We start from the raw sequence: 17,037 nt of genomic DNA, 5'->3' as shown, positions 1-17,037 counted from the left end.
AAACTAATTAACTTCGTGAAGGTTCAATTGTTTTCCCAATTGTGCGTCATCCTGACCTATGACGCAGCGAAAAGCTATGCAGTAAACCGAGCCTTTAGCGAGCTCACCGCAGGTAATTTATCTCAGGATCTGTTTTAGTGTTACTACTGATGACAAAACATGAAGAAATTCCGTGTGTTCTGTGTTTCCGTGGCTAACAATAAGATGTGTATTTTGCGATTTTCTTTATAATCTTTGTGATAAAAACCTATGCGTAAAACTTCAGATAAGTTTTAATGATCAGCCAGAAGGCAAAGAAGATGATAACTACCCCGGCAATTTTATTGAGCTTCTTCAGTGCATCTTCTTTTATTTTATAACGGAGTTTGCTGGAGTAAAAACTCTTTGCACCATCTATACTCAATTGGGTAGCCATGGCGATAAAAAAGCAGACTAGTTTCTCGTTCAGCATGTTGTTCAATTTAACCGAGATGATCCCGCTTACAATAATCCAGAACATTAAGGTAGAGGGGGTGAGGATGCACATTAAAAATCCTTTTATTACATAACCGCGTTTACTTACTTTTTGAAGCGTTGAACTATTATAGTGCACCGTTATTTTAGAAACCAGATAATATATACCTACGGCTAACAGAAATAGGCCGCCAATGGTGCCTACATATTTATCGAATTCTGCTTTATAATCGAAAAACTGGCTGCCAAAAAGAACCAGGCCAATTAAGATCACATCACTAATAATTACACCAACGGCTAAAGAAAACCCAGCTTTGAAGCCCCTCTCTATGCTGGTTTTGATCATTGCAAAAAATACCGGCCCTGTTAAAAACGACGAAATAATCCCTGCTCCTATACCTAGTAATATGGCTTCAAACATGCATTGTATTGTTTATAATATGCGAATATGCAACTTTATACCTAAACATTTAACATTTATTTTTGTTGCATAGGTTGCATAAAATTTACTGGTTTTCATTTTTTTTTATTTATGTTTAGAGCCACTAAAACTAAATTTAAAAAATGATTTCAGAACAAACACAAACCAAGTGGGGGCAATTTATTCCTTTGGTTACGGTATTCTTTTTCTGGGGCTTTGTAGCCGCCAGTAATGACATTTTAATACCGGTATTTAAAAAAGCTTTTGATTTATCGCAGGCCGAAAGTCAATTGGTTTCATTGGCATTTTATATTGCTTATACAGTGGGTGCTTTAATTTATAACGGTATTTCTGTTATAATGGGACAAGATATTGTAAACAAACTGGGCTATAAAAATTCGCTTGCGCTTGGCCTGGTTATTTCTGCACTTGGAACCTTATTGTTTTATCCAGCTGCAAACCTTCACTCGTTCCCTTTAATGCTTTCGGGTCTGTTTATCGTAGCCTTGGGTTTTTCATTACAACAAACAGTGGCCAATCCCTTGGCAATTGCATTAGGCCCGATTACAACCGGCTCGCAACGTTTAACATTGGCTGGCGGTATCAATAACTTTGGTACGACTATTGGCCCTCTAATTGTGAGTTTTGCTATTTTCGGTTCTGCAGCAAATGCATCTACCGATATCAGCGTAGAAAGTGTTAAAATTCCATATTTAATTTTGGGAGTTGCTTTTATTGCCGTTGCTATTTTCCTGAAAATGTCATCGTTACCTGATCGACCTGCTTTGGTGGAAGCCTCGGTTGATGATACTAAATCGATTAAGGGATCTGCTTTGCAATATCCACAATTGGTTTTGGGGATGATTGCTATTTTTGTTTACGTAGGTGTTGAGGTTTCTACCGCAAGTAACCTGCCTGCTTACATGGAGAAAGATTTAGGCTTTGCCATAAAAGATATTGCACCTTATATTTCATTATATTGGGCAAGTATGATGATCGGTCGTTGGACAGGTGCTGTTGAAGCTTTTACTGATAATATCAGCACACAAAAAGTATTACGTTTTATTGCACCATATTTAGCTTTTGGTATTTTCTTAGCCGTAAATGCTATAGCAAAACATGATCTTGCTCCATTTTATGTATACGGTTTGATTATATTGGTGTTAATTGCTGCTGATATGGCGAGTAAAGGTAATCCGGCCAGAATGTTATTGATTTTTTCGGCAATTGGTATTACTGCATTACTAATCGGGATGCTTACAAAAGGAATGGTGAGTGTTTATGCCATTACAAGTGTTGGCTTATTCTGTAGTACATTATGGCCATGTATTTTTACTTTAGCGGTAAGTGGTTTAGGTAAGCATACCAGTCAGGGAAGTAGTTTCCTCATCATGATGATTATGGGTGGTGGCATCATCAGCTGGCTTCAGGGGGTTGTATCTGAAGTTACAGGTATCCAATACAGTTATGTGGTTGGTATTATCTGTTTTGCCTACCTGGCATTTTATGCCTGGAGAGTAAGTGGAATTTTAAGATCGCAGGGAATTTCTTTCGATAAGAAACTTTCTGGCGGACATTAATTTTAATAAAGTAATTTTGCAGCCACAGAGATTTATTTCTTTGTGGCTTTTTTGATTTTTATAATGGCAGATAAACCAAGTTTCGATTCGATATTTATGAACCTTGCCACCGATTTGGCAGCCCGTTCGCATTGCGTACGTGCCCATGTAGGTGCAGTGCTCACAAAGGATACCCGTATTATTTCTATCGGTTATAATGGCCCACCGGCCGGTACGCACAATTGCGATGAGGAATGGCCAGAGCATGGCTGTGCCCGCGATAGTAAGGGGAGTTGTTCTTTAGCCTTACACGCTGAGGAGAATGCAATCCTGTATGCCTCTAAAAACGGTTCGAAAATAGAAGGTTGTACTTTGTATACCACCTTGTCGCCTTGTATTGCCTGTGCCCGCTTGATTCTGTCATCAGGAATTAAATTGGTATATTATTCGAAATCCTACGCGGCTTACAAAGGTTTATCCAGCGATGAAGGGGTAGACTTTTTACGAAAATTTGGGGTTGAAGTAGTTTTGATGGAATCGTAGAGGTTCAGTGGTTCATTTGTCATTAGTTCATTGGTGACTGCAAGTTTGTACATCAGCTCATTAAAGTTTATATCTCAAACATAACTTAGTTTCATCTTGACAACTTGACAAGTTTTGTTTATATTTGATTACAAAATATTTAACTATGAAAACAATGTCAGTTGGAGAATTTAAAGCTCACTTTTCTGAAGTGCTTGAAGATGTTAAAGCAGGTATTGGTATTGCCGTAACTTATGGAAGAAAAAAAGAGGTTATTGGCTATTTTCTTCCGGAATCAGGTAAAAGTAAAACTAAAAGAAAATTGGGTCCTTTAGAAGGTAAGGCTAAAGTAATTTTTAACGACGATTTTGCCATGACAGACGAAGAGCTGCTAGGGCTATGATTTACTTGTTGGATACACATGTGTTTTTGTGGACGATAATTGATCCGAAAAGGCTTTCAGAAAAGGCAATTTCTATAATTGAAAATAACGAAAATACAATTTTTATAAGTGCCATTAGTCTTTGGGAAATATCACTTAAATACGCACTGGGTAAACTCAATCTCATCGGTTTAGAACCTAATGAATTGATGAGACAAGCAAAAGATTTGGGTTTTGACTTAATGCCAGTTTCGCCAGAATCAGCAGCAAGTCATTATAAGTTAAATGCCACTTGGCATAGAGACCCTTTTGATAGGATGTTAATATGGCAAGCTATTCAAAAAGATATAACCTTAATTAGCAAAGATGAAAATATCAGTAAATATCAATCTGCAGGATTAAAGGTTGTTTGGTGATTATTGTTCATTGGTATTAGTTCATTGGTGACTGCAAGTTGTAGGCTAATTAATCGGTTAATTAGCTCCAAGCGCCAAACACTCAACTCCAAACCGGCTTCTGACTCCAAGCTACTGACCTCGGACTTTTTCCGCTAAAAATCTCAAATCTTCGACCTCAAATCTCATATCTAATTGCTACCTTTGCGGATGCAAGAAAAAATCATTATCGTCGATTTTGGTTCGCAATTTACACAACTCATCGCTCGTAGGGTTCGCGAACTAAATATTTACTGTGAAATATATCCATACAACAATCTTCCTGAGGTTACGCCTGATGTAAAAGGAGTTATTTTTTCGGGTAGTCCATTCTCTGTTCGTCAGGAAGATGCACCTCATATCGATTTATCGAAATACCATTTAAAATACCCATTATTGGCTGTTTGTTACGGTGCACAATATATAGCCCAACATTCTGGCGGTGCAGTTCAGCCATCTTCAACACGCGAATATGGTCGTGCTAACCTGAATTTTGTAAACCAGGAGAATAAATTATTTAAAGGCATTAACATCGGTTCACAAGTTTGGATGAGCCATGGCGATACGATTACCGATATTCCAGAAAATTTTGAGCTGATTGCCAGTACCGATAGCGTAAAAGTGGCCGCTTACCATATTAAAGATTCAGATACTTATGCCATCCAGTTCCATCCTGAGGTAACGCATAGTATTGATGGGAAAATCCTTTTAGAAAACTTCTTGGTTGATATTTGCGGATGCAGCCAGGACTGGACTTCTGCCGCTTTTGTTGAAACTACCATTGCCGATATTAAAGCTACTGTAGGTAACGATAAAGTTGTTTTGGCACTTTCAGGTGGTGTTGACAGTAGTGTTGCTGCGGTACTTTTACATAAAGCCATTGGTACAAACCTGCACTGTATATTTGTTGATAATGGTTTATTGCGTAAAAACGAATATGAAAGTGTTTTAGAGCAATACAAAGATTTCGGACTGAATATTAAAGGTGTTGATGCTAAGGATAAATTCTTGGGCCAGTTGGCCGGCGTAGAAGACCCGGAAACAAAACGTAAGATTATCGGCCGTGTGTTTATCGAAGTTTTCGATGAAGAATCTCATCTTATTCAAGATGTAAAGTGGTTGGCCCAAGGTACAATATATCCTGATATTATCGAATCAGTTTCGGTTAAAGGGCCGTCGGCAACCATTAAATCGCACCATAATGTAGGTGGTTTACCAGATTTTATGAAACTTAAAGTAGTAGAGCCACTTAAAACTTTGTTTAAAGATGAAGTAAGGAGAGTAGGTACCACTTTAGGATTAGAATCATTTATTCTAGGCCGTCACCCATTTCCAGGTCCAGGTCTTGGTATCCGCATTATCGGAGAGGTTACGCCAGAAAAAGTTGCCATTTTACAAGATGCCGATAAAATTTATATCGACAATTTAAAAGAAGCAGGCCTATACGATAAAGTATGGCAGGCAGGTGCTATCTTCTTACCAGTAAGGTCTGTTGGGGTGATGGGTGATGAGCGTACTTACGAAAATGTAATTGCATTAAGAGCCGTTGAATCACTTGATGGGATGACTGCAGATTGGTGCCATTTACCTTATCCGGTATTGGCTAAAATCTCAAACGAAATCATCAACAAAGTTAAAGGCATCAATAGAGTGGTATACGATATCAGCTCTAAACCACCTGCAACTATTGAGTGGGAATAATTCAGTTGTGCGTTTTCAGTTTGGTGTTTTCAGCCCAAACTGCATAAAATAAATGTTATGCTAGCAAGGTGGAATAAACTTTGCTAGCATATTTTGTTAAAAATGATAGGTATGAATTTCAAGAAGGTTTATTGGTTGCTGGTTTTGTTTACGGTAGTTTTTGGGGCTTGTTCGCCTAAAATCAGGACACCCAAGCCCGAAACGAGCAAACCGGTTGAAAAAGAAAAGCCAGTAGATAAAAAGCCTATCAAAAAGTTTTCGCAGGCAAGTGTTTCGCTGCTTGTTCCCTTTAAGTTGGATGAGCTGAATTTAAAAACAGCAACAAAAGCCGATATCGAAAAATATGCCATGCCTATCGATTTTTATCAGGGTTTTAAATTGGGATTAGATTCTGCCGCGGCGCAGGGTTTAAATTTTAAACTAAATGTTTTTGATACGCAGGATGATAATGCACATATATCGGTCTTGTACAAAAATGAGCGTTTTAAACAAAGCAATTTAATTATTGGCCCTGTTTTTCCCGATGGATTAAAGTTTATCTCCAATTATGCCAAAGAAAATAATGCAATCATTGTATCTCCTTTGGCCGCTTCCGAACCTGGTGAATTTAACAATCCAAATCTGGTATCCATTGTAAACAATATTGGATTGCATGGAAAAAAGATAGCCACATATATCGCTAAAAATTATAATCCTGCAAATACAATAGTGGTATTGATTAACCCTAAGAAAACAGAAGATGAACAATTTGCAGCACCAATAAGGAACTATTTTCAAGCTAATACCAAGTTTGTGGTACAGGAGTATGCTTCGGCCTATGCTTTTGAAACAAAAATGATCAAGGGTAAAGAATATGCAGTGGTGCTTACCTCATCCGACAGGACTTTTGTATTACCAACCGTAGAAAAACTGTATAAATTAAAGCATCTACCTACAGGTGGTTATAGTATTAATCTATTTGGTCACCCTAATTGGATAAAACAGAATTACCCTACAGATAAATTACAAGATCTAAATACCATTATCAGCTCTTCCTATAAAATAGACTACAAAAATACTGCGGTTGTTGCCTTTATTAAAAAATACCGCTACAGATACGGATTTGAGCCTGGAGAATACGCCTTTAAAGGCTTTGATGTTGGCTACTACTTCGGTAAACTGTTAACTACGTACGGAGAGGATTATAGAGATTATCTGGTAAAAGATAAATATAAAGGCCTCCATAATAACTTTTCATTTATCCATGATGAAAAATTAGGCTATATTAACACCAGTTTAATGTTGCTGAAGTTTAAAAACTTTGCGTTAAACATAGTTGAATAATTCTATATTTATTTTTCTTCCATTTTAATTATTGCATGAGAGCAGATCATCAGTTAAGAGCCTTTGAACAGATTTTAAATAATTATGATGGAAGTTTGCCCTTGCATCGTTTTCTACCAACTTATTTTAAGCAGCATAAGCAAATGGGTTCATCCGATAGGAGATGGGCTACACGTCATATATATAGCTTTTTTAGATTAGGTAAGGCTTTATCGGCGCTTCCACAGGAAGAACGTTTGGGCATTGCTGATTTCTTGTGCCACGATACACTTAGCCTTATTGTAGAGAAAAATCTGCCAGAATTAAAGGAAAGTATTATACTGCCGCTGGAAGAAAAAATATCTATCATTAAAACTAAGTATCCGGATTTTGATTTGCAGGAGGTATATCCGTTTCACGCAAATCTATCTGATGGATTAGATCGGGAAGCGTTTTGCACCTCATTCTTCAAACAGCCAGATCTGTTTATCAGGGTGGCAGCAGAAGAATCTGCAAGTATCATCTCCAAATTAGAAGATGAAAACATTGCGGTTAAAGCGATTTCTGATATTACTCTGGCTTTGCCTAACGGAACTAAGCTCGAAACCATATTAAAAGAAGGAAGTTACCAGGTTCAGGATTTATCTTCTCAGCATACGGGCAATTATTTTAAACCGAACAAATGGGATAAATGGTGGGATTGCTGCGCAGCATCTGGTGGAAAAACGCTGCTGTTGCATAGCTTGGAGCCTGTGATCGAACTTTTGGTTTCTGATCTGAGGGAAAGTGTACTCTTAAATTTAGATGAACGTTTTCGCTTAGCTGGTATCAAAAAGTACCATAAAAAGGAACTGGATCTTTTACAGAACAACGATCAGGTTTTACACCACTATCAATTTGACGGGATCATTTTGGATGCGCCCTGCACTGGTTCCGGAACATGGGGCAGAACACCCGAGATGCTTACATTTTTCGAGGAACGGAAAATCAGTCAATTTGCCCACATTCAAAAGGGGATTGTCCAAAATATTGTAAAATATTTAAAGCCGGGCAAGCCGCTAATTTATATTACCTGTTCCGCTTTTGCCGAAGAAAACGAAGCTATTGTTCAGCATATGATTGATCAGTTGCCCTTAGAACTTGAAAAAATGGAACTGATTAAAGGCTATGAAAAAAATGCGGATACCATGTTTGTGGCGAGGTTGATTAAGCGCCAAGATTAATCAGGTTAAATTATTCGGTTCGTCACCCTGACCCGTAGCGCAGCGGAAAGCTACGAAGTAAATTCATTTCAGGGTCTTAATGCATAGATGCTGAAATAAATTCAGGCATGACGGTCGCTTTTGACAAAACACTACGTATGTTCAAACCAGGATCTGAAATTCTTTTTGAAGTATTTCACTGCTTCAATTAATACGGCTATTGCTCCAATAATTAAGGTATATTCTTCAAAGCTGTTCATGATGTAAGCTTTATGTTTAGATGAATATACGCAATTATTGTTACAGATTGATTGGAGGATTGTCATTTTGATGAGTACTTTCCTGCGTTCGTCGTCATGCTTAACTTGTTTCAGCATCTTTTTTTGCTTATTGGACCCTGATCCCGAAGCTTCGGTACAGGGTAACGAAGCTTTGAAATGATCCTTAAAGCCCTGTATTATTTCTGAATAATTTAATGGCAATAGCCAATAAAATTACCCCAAAGGCTTTACGTAAGATGTTCAAACCCGATTTTCCGAAAAGTTTTTCCAGCCTGTTGGTGTTCTTCAATACGAAGTAAACAAACAGCATATTGAGTATAATACCCACCAATATATTCTGGGTATGGTATTCTGTTTTTAGCGAAAGCAAAGTAGTCATTGTACCTGCTCCGGCAATTAAAGGGAAGGCCAATGGAACGATCGAAACTGTTTCAGGTGCTTCTTCTTTAAAAATCGTTAACCCCAATACCATTTCCATGGCGATAAAAAAGATTACGAAAGAACCTGCAATGGCGAAAGATTCTACATCTAATCCAATTACTTTCAATAAAGATTCACCAACAAATAAAAAGAGGATCATTAAGCCTGTAGCCACAAGCGACGCCTTTTCTGATTCGATATGCCCTGCTTTTCTGCGTAATTCGATCACAACAGGAATAGCGCCTAAAATATCGATAATCGCAAACAGCACCATCGTGGTCGATAGGATCTGGCTTAAGTTGAACGTCATAAAATCGAATTTCATAGCGGAGCAATTTTAAGCAAAGGTAGCGGAATTTGTATCAATTCCTCTATTGTACAGTTATTTATTAGAAATAGAACTGTGTTCTTAATGTGAGCACATTGTCTTTTCTATCAGCGGTATAACCCTGAATCTGAGTTGATTCGTTTTTAATGATATCGTAATAAAGCACGGCTTTAAAATGTGGATTAAAGTGATGTAAAAAGCCAAAACCAAAAGTATCAAAACGCACATCGGCAGGAGATAAGCCGCGGTCGCTGGAAATATCAGGTCCTTTTACTTTCGAATTTGGATCGTACCAATCGTATTTTAAGATAATTTGATTGTCGGTACTGTTCAAGGTTTGTACAAAGGTAAGATAAGCACCATTAAAAGTTCTGGTATAATAAGGTAAGGCTACCGATTTGCTATCAACAGGATAAGAACCAGGTGTGGTTGAGGTAGTTGAGGTGCCTGTTTGTAAGCCTGACACTACTTCTGCCCTTAGTTCAGATTTCCAACTTTTGGTTTTTGTGGCCAACTGAATATCGGCACCATAATATCTCCGTGGAGCAACTTTATTGATGGTTGAAGCAGATGAATCTTTAACCATTCTCCATTGATCGTTGCTCCTGTCCATTTTATAGCTTACAGGTAAACGATGGTTTAAACCACCTTGTATGGTGCTTATACCGCCTGCAATCGTAAATTTATTAAAAGCATAAGTCTTATGGCTTAACCTGAAGATAAAATCTTTACTGTTATCAAATTCTCCAGCGCCAGCTAAGCCCTGGCCATTGTAAATGCCAAAATCGAATACAAAGTTTTTCAATCTGGCATCCTTCCACCTTGGGTTTAAGGTAAAAGTAACGCCCAGATCGCGTTCTGTTTTCATTAAGATCTGCGACATCCGGCCACGCTCCGGTGCTTCCCTAACAGAAGAGGATAGCTGCAGTTCGTTCCCAAAGGGGCGACCTGAAAGCCCTAAAGTAACCGCCAGTATTTTCCATTTATTTTCGTAATATCGACCCCAAAAATCTCTGATCGCTACGCCTTGTTCTGTACCATCAAATTGAAGTACAAAATAGGTAGAAGGACTGCCATCATCCGTTAGCATCATATAATCGGCCCTTAAACGACCTCTTCTTAGCCTGAACCGGTTATTGGTAAACTCGCCAAAATTTCCTCCCTGGTATTCTGCCTGTGCCCCATTTGCTTGCGCAACCTGGAATTGAGGCTGGAGGTATCCGCTAAAAGATAATGAACCATATTTCTTCGAAATAATGAGCAAATGGTTAACTGTGGTAGAATCCATTACATCGTTAATTGTTCTCTGGGCATATCCTGCGGCGGAAATGAATAGCAAAACAATCGTTAAGGAGAAATAAACGCTTTTAAATTTGGCAGAATAGCGGTACATGTTATCAATTTTTTGCAAAGGTAGTTTTATTAACAATTATTTAACATAAAAAAAGCCCCGACTTTTGGTCGAGGCTGTTATTTTTTTGAAAATAGAACTTATTTAGCGTCTTTCAAATGAGAATTCTTTTTACTGTATCCAAAGTAAATAATAAATCCTAATGCTAACCAGCCAAATAACCTTAACCAGTTTGTCCAGCCTAAGCCAAGGATCATTAAACCGCAGGCAACAACACCCAAAATTGGAATTAAAGGTACCCAAGGTGTTCTAAACTGACGTGGAAGATCCGGATCTGTTTTTCTTAAGATGATTACTGCTATACAAACAAGCATAAATGCAAATAATGTACCGATACTGGTCATGTCACCAACTACATCACCTGGGATAAATGCAGCGAATAAACCTACAATTACCAAGATCACTAAGTTTGCTTTATAAGGTGTTTTAAATTTAGGGTGTAAATCGCTGAACATTTTAGGTAATAAACCATCTTTACTCATCGAATAAAATACACGGCTTTGGCCCAATAACATCACCAAGATTACAGAAGAGAAACCGGCTAAAATAGCTACGGTTACTAATTTAGATAACCATGAGTATCCAGTCATATATTCGCTAATTGCAGCTACCACAGATGCTTCACCACCTTTAGTTCTGAAAAACTCAACTGGTGCAATTCCTGTTAAAACATGTGCGAACAATATATATAATACAGTACAAACTGCTAACGATCCTAAAATACCAATTGGCATTGCTGTTTTAGGATTTTTGGTTTCCTGAGCGGCAGTACTTACCGCATCAAAACCGATAAAGGCAAAGAACACTGTTCCGGCAGCGCCAATAACGCCCCAGAAACCACCAAAACTATGGCTAATACCTGCATGATCTACATAAGTGGTGGCAGCCGGGATGTATGGATGGTGATTTGCTTCGTTGATGAAGCCCCAACCTAAAACAATGATTAAGATAACAATACCCACTTTGGTAATTACGATTAAACCGTTTACAAATGCAGATTCTGAAGTTCCTTTAATTAAAAGTAAACTTAACAAGCCTACAATAAACAAGGCAGGAAGATTCATAATTCCATTTACGGCACCATCTGGATGCGATTGGAAAGGCGAGTGGCACCACTCGTAGGGTATGGGTGAGGTATGTAATACTTCTACCAATAGTTTATTCAGATATTCACTCCAGGCTATACCTACCGTAGCGGCACCTACAGCATATTCTAACACTAAATCCCATCCAATAACCCAAGCCATCAGCTCGCCCATAGTAGCATAAGTATAAGTATATGCACTACCGGAGATTGGAATAGAAGAAGAGAGCTCAGCATAACATAGACCTGCCAAAGCGCAGCCTATTGCAGCTATTATAAAACCGATTGTAACTGATGGTCCAGCATTCTGAGCGGCTGCAGCAGCAGTACGAACAAATAGCCCGGCACCAATAATAGCCCCTACACCCAATGCAACTAATGCACCTGCACTAAGTGTGCGCTTTAAGCCTTTGCCTGAATCACCTGCTTCTTCAAGCAATAGATGCATTGGCTTTTTAGTAAATAAACCCATATTATAGTTTTTGTTTAGATTAATTCAGCTCCAAACGTAATTAAAAATTACGGAAATGTAAAAGGGATTTTGGTTAAAAAATCCCTTTAGCTATTATTTTATCAATGTTTTTACAACTAACGCCTTAAAGTGTCGGTAGTATTTGTTAAAGTATCCGTAATTACGTTACCCAAACTATCGGTTTTTTGCTCAATTCTGATTTCTTTTCGAACTTCTTGCTTATGTTCGCTGGCAATTGCCTTAACTGCGATGTATGGAGCAATAACCAGTGAAACAATAGACATTAATTTGATTAAAATGTTCATTGAAGGGCCCGAAGTATCCTTAAAAGGATCGCCTACAGTATCTCCGGTTACCGAAGCCTTATGCGGTTCTGATTTTTTGTAATGCATTTCTCCATTGATCATTACACCTTGTTCGAAAGATTTTTTGGCGTTATCCCATGCGCCACCTGCGTTGCTTTGGAAAATTCCCATCAATACACCGGTAACGGTTACTCCGGCCAGTAATCCACCCAAAACTTCCGGTCCAAAGGTAAAACCAATAATTATAGGCGTGATTAAGGCGATGGCTCCAGGCATCATCATTTCGCGGATAGATGCTTTGGTTGAAATGGCCACACATTTTTCGTATTCTGGTTTGGCTTTGTATTCCATAATGCCAGGAATTTCCCTAAACTGGCGACGAACTTCCTGAACCATATCCATTGCCGCTTTACCCACAGCCTGGATACAAAGTGCCGAGAAAATGAAAGGAATCATCCCGCCAACAAATAATCCGGCTAAAACCGGTGCTTTATAAATATCTATAGCCGTAATTCCTGCAATACCTACAAAAGCAGCAAATAATGCTAAAGAGGTTAAGGCTGCAGATGCAATGGCAAATCCTTTACCGGTAGCTGCAGTTGTATTTCCAACGGCATCTAAATTATCGGTACGTTCGCGTACTTCCGGAGGTAACTGACTCATTTCGGCAATACCGCCCGCATTATCCGCAATTGGTCCGAAAGCATCAATTGCCAATTGCATAGCCGTTGTGGCCATCATACCTGCTGCTGCAATGGCCACGCCATATAAGCCCGCAAAGTGATAGGATAACATAATCCCTCCGGCCAAAACCAAAATTGGAATAACAGTCGATTTCATTCCGACGGCTAAACCTGCAATAATATTAGTCGCATGTCCGGTTGATGATTGTTGGATAATAGAATTTACAGGACCTTTGCCCATTGCGGTAAAATATTCGGTAACAATACTCATAATGGTACCCACCACTAAACCAACGATAATGGCGTAAAACACGTTTATACTGGAGAACTCATAACCACGTAAGTTTAATGTTTCTGGTAGCATCCATTTTACGATAAAGAACGAGGCTACCGCGGTAATCAAGATCGATGACCAGTTGCCCAGGTTTAAAGCCGTCTGAACATTTGATTTATCATCTTTAATGGTTACAAACCAGGTACCAATGATCGAGAATAAAATACCCAACCCGCAGATTACCATAGGCAAAAGGATAGGAGACATGCCGCCAAATTTATCTGTTACGGTAATTTCTTGCCCTAAAACCATGGTTGCCAATATTGTTGCTACATAAGAACCGAATAAATCGGCGCCCATGCCTGCTACATCACCTACGTTATCGCCTACGTTATCGGCAATGGTTGCAGGATTACGAACATCATCTTCCGGAATCCCAGCCTCTACTTTACCTACTAAATCGGCACCAACATCGGCAGCCTTAGTATATATACCACCACCAACACGAGCAAACAAGGCTATTGATTCTGCTCCTAAAGAGAAACCGGTTAAAACCTCAATGGCAGTTCTCATTTCTACACTATTGGCACTGGTTACATGAAATAGCTGTAAAAAAACAATAAATAAACCACCTAAACCTAAAACGGCAAGGCCAGCTACACCTAAACCCATTACGGTACCTCCAGTAAACGAAACTTTTAATGCTTGTTTTAAACTTGTTCTAGCAGCCTGTGTGGTTCTGACATTCGCTTTTGTAGCCGATTTCATTCCGATATAACCTGCAGTTGCAGAAAATACGGCTCCAATAATAAAAGAGATAGAGATAATCCAGCTCGAATGCATCGGAACACCTTTAATTTCGGTAATTGTTCCGGAGTAGGCTAAAAGTGCTGCTGTAAAAACAGCAAAAATGCTCAGTACCCTCCATTCGGCTTTTAAAAAGGCCATAGCACCATCGGCTATATAGCCAGCAAGTTCCTGCATGTTTTTATCACCTGCATCTTGCTTGTTTACCCAGGCGCTTTTAATCATCATAACTATAATCCCGACAAGGCCCAGCGCCGGAATACAGTAAATTAAATTGTTTTGTAAAAAATCCATAGTTAATAATTGATTTATATTTGGTTAGTTGTTTACATTGTTGTTTAATTGGTGAACTGTTTAAATCGGTTAATTGTTTGATCCAAGCCAAACGCCTCGCTCCATAATCAGTACTTATATCTAGCAAGTTAATAAAATATTTTTCTTGTGATTAAAATTTTCACAACGGAGGCAAATAAATTTTTCCTCCTTAAAATAATACAACAGAACAGCATCCTATTTTCTTTTTTTTAAATAAATTAGCTCCCAAACTAAACTCAACTAAAATGAAAATTGAAAAGGAAGATGGGCCTTCTAAAAGAAAATTAAGCCTTTTTGATGCCACCATGCTGGTAATGGGTTCGATGATCGGAAGCGGGATCTTTATTGTTAGCGCCGACATCATGCGGAATTTAGGTTCTGGTTACTGGTTGATTGTGGTTTGGGTGATTACCGGGGTGATGACAGTTGCCGCCGCAATTTCTTACGGAGAACTTTCTTCCATGTTTCCCAAAGCCGGTGGGCAATACACTTACCTGAAAGAGATTTTCGGTAAAATGATGGGATTTCTTTATGGCTGGGGGCTGTTTACGGTAATTCAAACCGGCACTATTGCCGCTGTTGCTGTTGCATTCGGCAAATTTACAGCCTATTTATTTCCTGCCTTAAATGATGCTACTCCAATTTTTCAAAGCGGCGGTTATAAAATTACCTGGATACAGATTTTAGCTATCGGTGTGATTCTGCTTTTAACCTATATCAATACAAAAGGTGTTGAAGGCGGTAAAATTTTGCAGAACATTTTTACCGGGTCTAAAATTGTCGCTTTAATCGGCTTAATTATTTTAGGTTTTCTTCTGGTAAAAAACAGTTTTTGGGCAGGAAATATGAGTTTTGGCCAGGATGCTTTCAATAATCTTAAAACAGATCTGAGCGGCAATTTTCTGAAATCGGGGTGGGAATCCATTTCCGGAATGGCAATAATGGGTGGAATTGCAGCGGCCATGGTTGGTTCGGTATTTTCGAGTGTAGCTTGGGAAAACGTAACTTTTGTCTCTGGGGAAATCGAAAACCCTAAAAAAAATGTGGTACGTTCTATGGTTTTGGGTACCTCGGCAGTAATGATTCTTTATTTATTGGTCAACTTTGTCTACCTCAATACCCTAAACAGAGATAGTATTGCTTTTGCACTCAATGATCGGGTTGCTGTTGCAGCCTCTGAACAGATTTTTGGTAGCGGAATCGGCACAATTGTAATTGCATTGCTGGTAATGATTTCTACTTTCGGTTGTGTTAATGGAATCGTATTAGCAGGTGCAAGGGTTTTTCAAACCATGGCAAAAGATGGAATGTTTTTTAAAGCAGCATTAAAAAACAATAAAAATGGAGTTCCTGAAAGATCACTTTGGATGCAGGGCATTTGGGCATCTGCTTTATGTTTAAGTGGGCAATATGGTAATCTTTTAGATATGATATCCTTTGTTATTGTACTCTTTTATATGATTACTGTTTTTGGTGTTATTTATTTAAGGATAAAACAACCTAGTCTTGAAAGGCCTTACAAAACCTGGTTATATCCAGTTACACCGATTATTTACTTATTGATAGGAGCGGCGTTTTGTATTTTGCTGCTCATTTATAAACAGCAGTATACCTGGCCGGGGCTTGTGATTGTTTTGCTGGGGGTGCCTGTCTACTTTTTTATTAATAAAAATGAGCAGCAGAATTAGCCAGGGTCGTCCTGCTGAACTTGTTTTACAAGGTGGAAATAGTATTTTTAATTGCCTTGTAGCTACTACGTGGTCAGCATCTTACTGATAGGATAGATCCTGAAACAAGTTCAGGATGACGCTACGGAGAAGAGAATTTACAACGGAACCTCACAGACTTTTAAACGGCAAAGCCCTCAATGAGGCCTTTAAAAAAAAAAGACACACCGAATTAAATCTGAGAGGTTTTTTTATTTCTCACATCTAATTTTTACATTTTGAAAAGCAGTTTCTGTCTCAATCGGTTCCGAAAGCCACATTATCCGCTTTACTTCTCCCGATGATAAAATCGGGATCGTACCCGCTGCTACCGGGTTTAACGCACTTAAAGCTGTGCAGGAAACGGGGTGGTCTAAACCCGACATAGCGGATACCGGCCTTACGCTTAAGGCTTGCAGGCGTATGCATGTGGCGGGACAACATTGCCATAGAATACCTCAATTGCTTTTCTAAATATCTGAAGTATTATTTATTGCTCATTTTTTATTTAAAGAGTTTTGGAAATCAGGTTTCAGTGTCAATCGGTTCCGGTAGCCCCGTTATCCGCTTTACTTCTCCCGATGATAAAATCGGGATCGTACCCGCTGCTACCGGGTTTAACGCACTTAAAGCTGTGCAGGAAACGGGGGTGACCTAAACCCGACATGGCGGATACCGGCCTTGCGCTTAAGGCCTGCAGGCGTATGAGCATGTGGCGGGACTAACGTTGCTATGAAACACAGACTTTGCTTTTCTAAAAAAGAAATTAATGGTTTTTTTAAACTTTGCCGTTCGAAATGGTTTTCCCTAAACCCTAAACCCTAAACCCTAAACCCCAAAAAAACGTATCATTTTTTAGACTAAAGTTTACAAAGCTGTGTTTCGTAGTAAAGTATAGGCAAAAATTTTTCAACAACTTTATCAACCTGTATTTTTAGTTTAAATCCATTTTTAAGCTATTTAAACATTTGTTTT

15 protein-coding genes are annotated in these 17,037 nt (G+C 38.7%); 8 read left to right on the top strand and 7 right to left on the bottom strand.

The window, feature by feature from the left end:
• Positions 1-247: 247 nt before the first annotated feature.
• Positions 248-874 carry a LysE family translocator gene (locus ACN9MR_RS17200; RefSeq protein ID WP_057932785.1) on the bottom strand — a complete coding sequence of 209 codons (627 nt, stop codon included), beginning with the start codon at positions 872-874 and terminating at the stop codon, positions 248-250.
• Between the two features lie 143 nt (positions 875-1,017).
• On the opposite strand from ACN9MR_RS17200, the gene ACN9MR_RS17195 reads away from it, so the two are divergent.
• From ACN9MR_RS17195 to ACN9MR_RS17165, 7 genes are all read left to right on the top strand, one after another.
• Entirely contained in the window at positions 1,018-2,454 is a 1,437-nt protein-coding gene (locus tag ACN9MR_RS17195; RefSeq protein WP_426325430.1) for an MFS transporter, read from the top strand.
• Positions 2,455-2,517: 63 nt separating this feature from the next.
• On the top strand, positions 2,518-2,976 hold the full coding sequence (locus ACN9MR_RS17190) for a deoxycytidylate deaminase (RefSeq protein WP_426325428.1): 459 nt from the start codon (positions 2,518-2,520) through the stop codon (positions 2,974-2,976).
• A gap of 145 nt (positions 2,977-3,121) precedes the next feature.
• Entirely contained in the window at positions 3,122-3,358 is a 237-nt protein-coding gene (locus ACN9MR_RS17185) for a type II toxin-antitoxin system Phd/YefM family antitoxin (protein WP_426325426.1), read from the top strand.
• Positions 3,355-3,753, top strand: a complete 399-nt coding sequence (locus tag ACN9MR_RS17180) for a type II toxin-antitoxin system VapC family toxin (protein WP_426325424.1) — start codon at positions 3,355-3,357, stop codon at positions 3,751-3,753. The genes ACN9MR_RS17185 and ACN9MR_RS17180 overlap by 4 nt, the downstream gene beginning before the upstream one ends.
• Before the next feature lie 189 nt (positions 3,754-3,942).
• Positions 3,943-5,472 carry a glutamine-hydrolyzing GMP synthase gene (gene guaA / locus ACN9MR_RS17175; RefSeq protein ID WP_426325422.1) on the top strand — a complete coding sequence of 510 codons (1,530 nt, stop codon included), beginning with the start codon at positions 3,943-3,945 and terminating at the stop codon, positions 5,470-5,472.
• Positions 5,473-5,583: 111 nt separating this feature from the next.
• Positions 5,584-6,795 (top strand): ABC transporter substrate-binding protein, encoded by a 1,212-nt coding sequence (locus tag ACN9MR_RS17170; protein WP_426325420.1) that lies wholly within the window; start codon positions 5,584-5,586, stop codon positions 6,793-6,795.
• Between the two features lie 35 nt (positions 6,796-6,830).
• Positions 6,831-7,997 (top strand): RsmB/NOP family class I SAM-dependent RNA methyltransferase, encoded by a 1,167-nt coding sequence (locus ACN9MR_RS17165; RefSeq protein WP_426325418.1) that lies wholly within the window; start codon positions 6,831-6,833, stop codon positions 7,995-7,997.
• A 131-nt stretch (positions 7,998-8,128) separates the two neighbouring features.
• Here the strand turns inward: ACN9MR_RS17165 and ACN9MR_RS17160 are convergent, their stop codons facing one another.
• From ACN9MR_RS17160 to ACN9MR_RS17140, 5 genes are all read right to left on the bottom strand, one after another.
• A complete protein-coding gene (locus ACN9MR_RS17160; RefSeq protein ID WP_426325416.1) occupies positions 8,129-8,353 on the bottom strand; it encodes a hypothetical protein in 225 nt (74 codons plus the stop codon).
• A 67-nt stretch (positions 8,354-8,420) separates the two neighbouring features.
• Positions 8,421-8,987 carry a MarC family protein gene (locus tag ACN9MR_RS17155; protein WP_029274105.1) on the bottom strand — a complete coding sequence of 189 codons (567 nt, stop codon included), beginning with the start codon at positions 8,985-8,987 and terminating at the stop codon, positions 8,421-8,423.
• A 79-nt stretch (positions 8,988-9,066) separates the two neighbouring features.
• Complete coding sequence (locus tag ACN9MR_RS17150; RefSeq protein ID WP_426325414.1) at positions 9,067-10,398, bottom strand: porin; 1,332 nt, start codon at positions 10,396-10,398, stop codon at positions 9,067-9,069.
• Positions 10,399-10,496: 98 nt separating this feature from the next.
• Positions 10,497-11,972 (bottom strand): amino acid permease, encoded by a 1,476-nt coding sequence (locus ACN9MR_RS17145; RefSeq protein WP_426325412.1) that lies wholly within the window; start codon positions 11,970-11,972, stop codon positions 10,497-10,499.
• Positions 11,973-12,088: 116 nt separating this feature from the next.
• The gene (locus tag ACN9MR_RS17140) at positions 12,089-14,335 is read right to left on the bottom strand and encodes a sodium-translocating pyrophosphatase (protein WP_426325410.1); all 2,247 of its coding nucleotides are present in this window, start codon (positions 14,333-14,335) and stop codon (positions 12,089-12,091) included.
• 266 nt (positions 14,336-14,601) lie between these two features.
• Between ACN9MR_RS17140 and ACN9MR_RS17135 the strand changes: the two genes are divergently transcribed.
• Positions 14,602-16,044, top strand: coding sequence for an APC family permease (locus ACN9MR_RS17135; protein ID WP_426325408.1), 1,443 nt, complete (start codon positions 14,602-14,604; stop codon positions 16,042-16,044).
• 556 nt (positions 16,045-16,600) lie between these two features.
• Here the strand turns inward: ACN9MR_RS17135 and ACN9MR_RS17130 are convergent.
• Positions 16,601-16,774, bottom strand: a complete 174-nt coding sequence (locus ACN9MR_RS17130; protein WP_426325406.1) for a hypothetical protein — start codon at positions 16,772-16,774, stop codon at positions 16,601-16,603.
• Positions 16,775-17,037 lie beyond the last annotated feature (263 nt).

Origin of the sequence: Pedobacter sp. R-06 (assembly GCF_049913135.1) — a bacterium.
Taxonomy (GTDB): domain Bacteria; phylum Bacteroidota; class Bacteroidia; order Sphingobacteriales; family Sphingobacteriaceae; genus Pedobacter.
This window is presented reverse-complemented; position numbering and strand designations above follow the sequence as displayed.

Coding starts and splice junctions, on each gene's coding strand:
- ACN9MR_RS17200 (WP_057932785.1), bottom strand. CDS start 874: ATGTTTGAAGCCATATTACTAGGTATAGGAGCAGGGATTATTTCGTCG.
- ACN9MR_RS17195 (WP_426325430.1), top strand. CDS start 1,018: ATGATTTCAGAACAAACACAAACCAAGTGGGGGCAATTTATTCCTTTG.
- ACN9MR_RS17190 (WP_426325428.1), top strand. CDS start 2,518: ATGGCAGATAAACCAAGTTTCGATTCGATATTTATGAACCTTGCCACC.
- ACN9MR_RS17185 (WP_426325426.1), top strand. CDS start 3,122: ATGAAAACAATGTCAGTTGGAGAATTTAAAGCTCACTTTTCTGAAGTG.
- ACN9MR_RS17180 (WP_426325424.1), top strand. CDS start 3,355: ATGATTTACTTGTTGGATACACATGTGTTTTTGTGGACGATAATTGAT.
- guaA (WP_426325422.1), top strand. CDS start 3,943: ATGCAAGAAAAAATCATTATCGTCGATTTTGGTTCGCAATTTACACAA.
- ACN9MR_RS17170 (WP_426325420.1), top strand. CDS start 5,584: ATGAATTTCAAGAAGGTTTATTGGTTGCTGGTTTTGTTTACGGTAGTT.
- ACN9MR_RS17165 (WP_426325418.1), top strand. CDS start 6,831: ATGAGAGCAGATCATCAGTTAAGAGCCTTTGAACAGATTTTAAATAAT.
- ACN9MR_RS17160 (WP_426325416.1), bottom strand. CDS start 8,353: ATGCTGAAACAAGTTAAGCATGACGACGAACGCAGGAAAGTACTCATC.
- ACN9MR_RS17155 (WP_029274105.1), bottom strand. CDS start 8,987: ATGACGTTCAACTTAAGCCAGATCCTATCGACCACGATGGTGCTGTTT.
- ACN9MR_RS17150 (WP_426325414.1), bottom strand. CDS start 10,398: ATGTACCGCTATTCTGCCAAATTTAAAAGCGTTTATTTCTCCTTAACG.
- ACN9MR_RS17145 (WP_426325412.1), bottom strand. CDS start 11,972: ATGGGTTTATTTACTAAAAAGCCAATGCATCTATTGCTTGAAGAAGCA.
- ACN9MR_RS17140 (WP_426325410.1), bottom strand. CDS start 14,335: ATGGATTTTTTACAAAACAATTTAATTTACTGTATTCCGGCGCTGGGC.
- ACN9MR_RS17135 (WP_426325408.1), top strand. CDS start 14,602: ATGAAAATTGAAAAGGAAGATGGGCCTTCTAAAAGAAAATTAAGCCTT.
- ACN9MR_RS17130 (WP_426325406.1), bottom strand. CDS start 16,774: ATGCTCATACGCCTGCAGGCCTTAAGCGCAAGGCCGGTATCCGCCATG.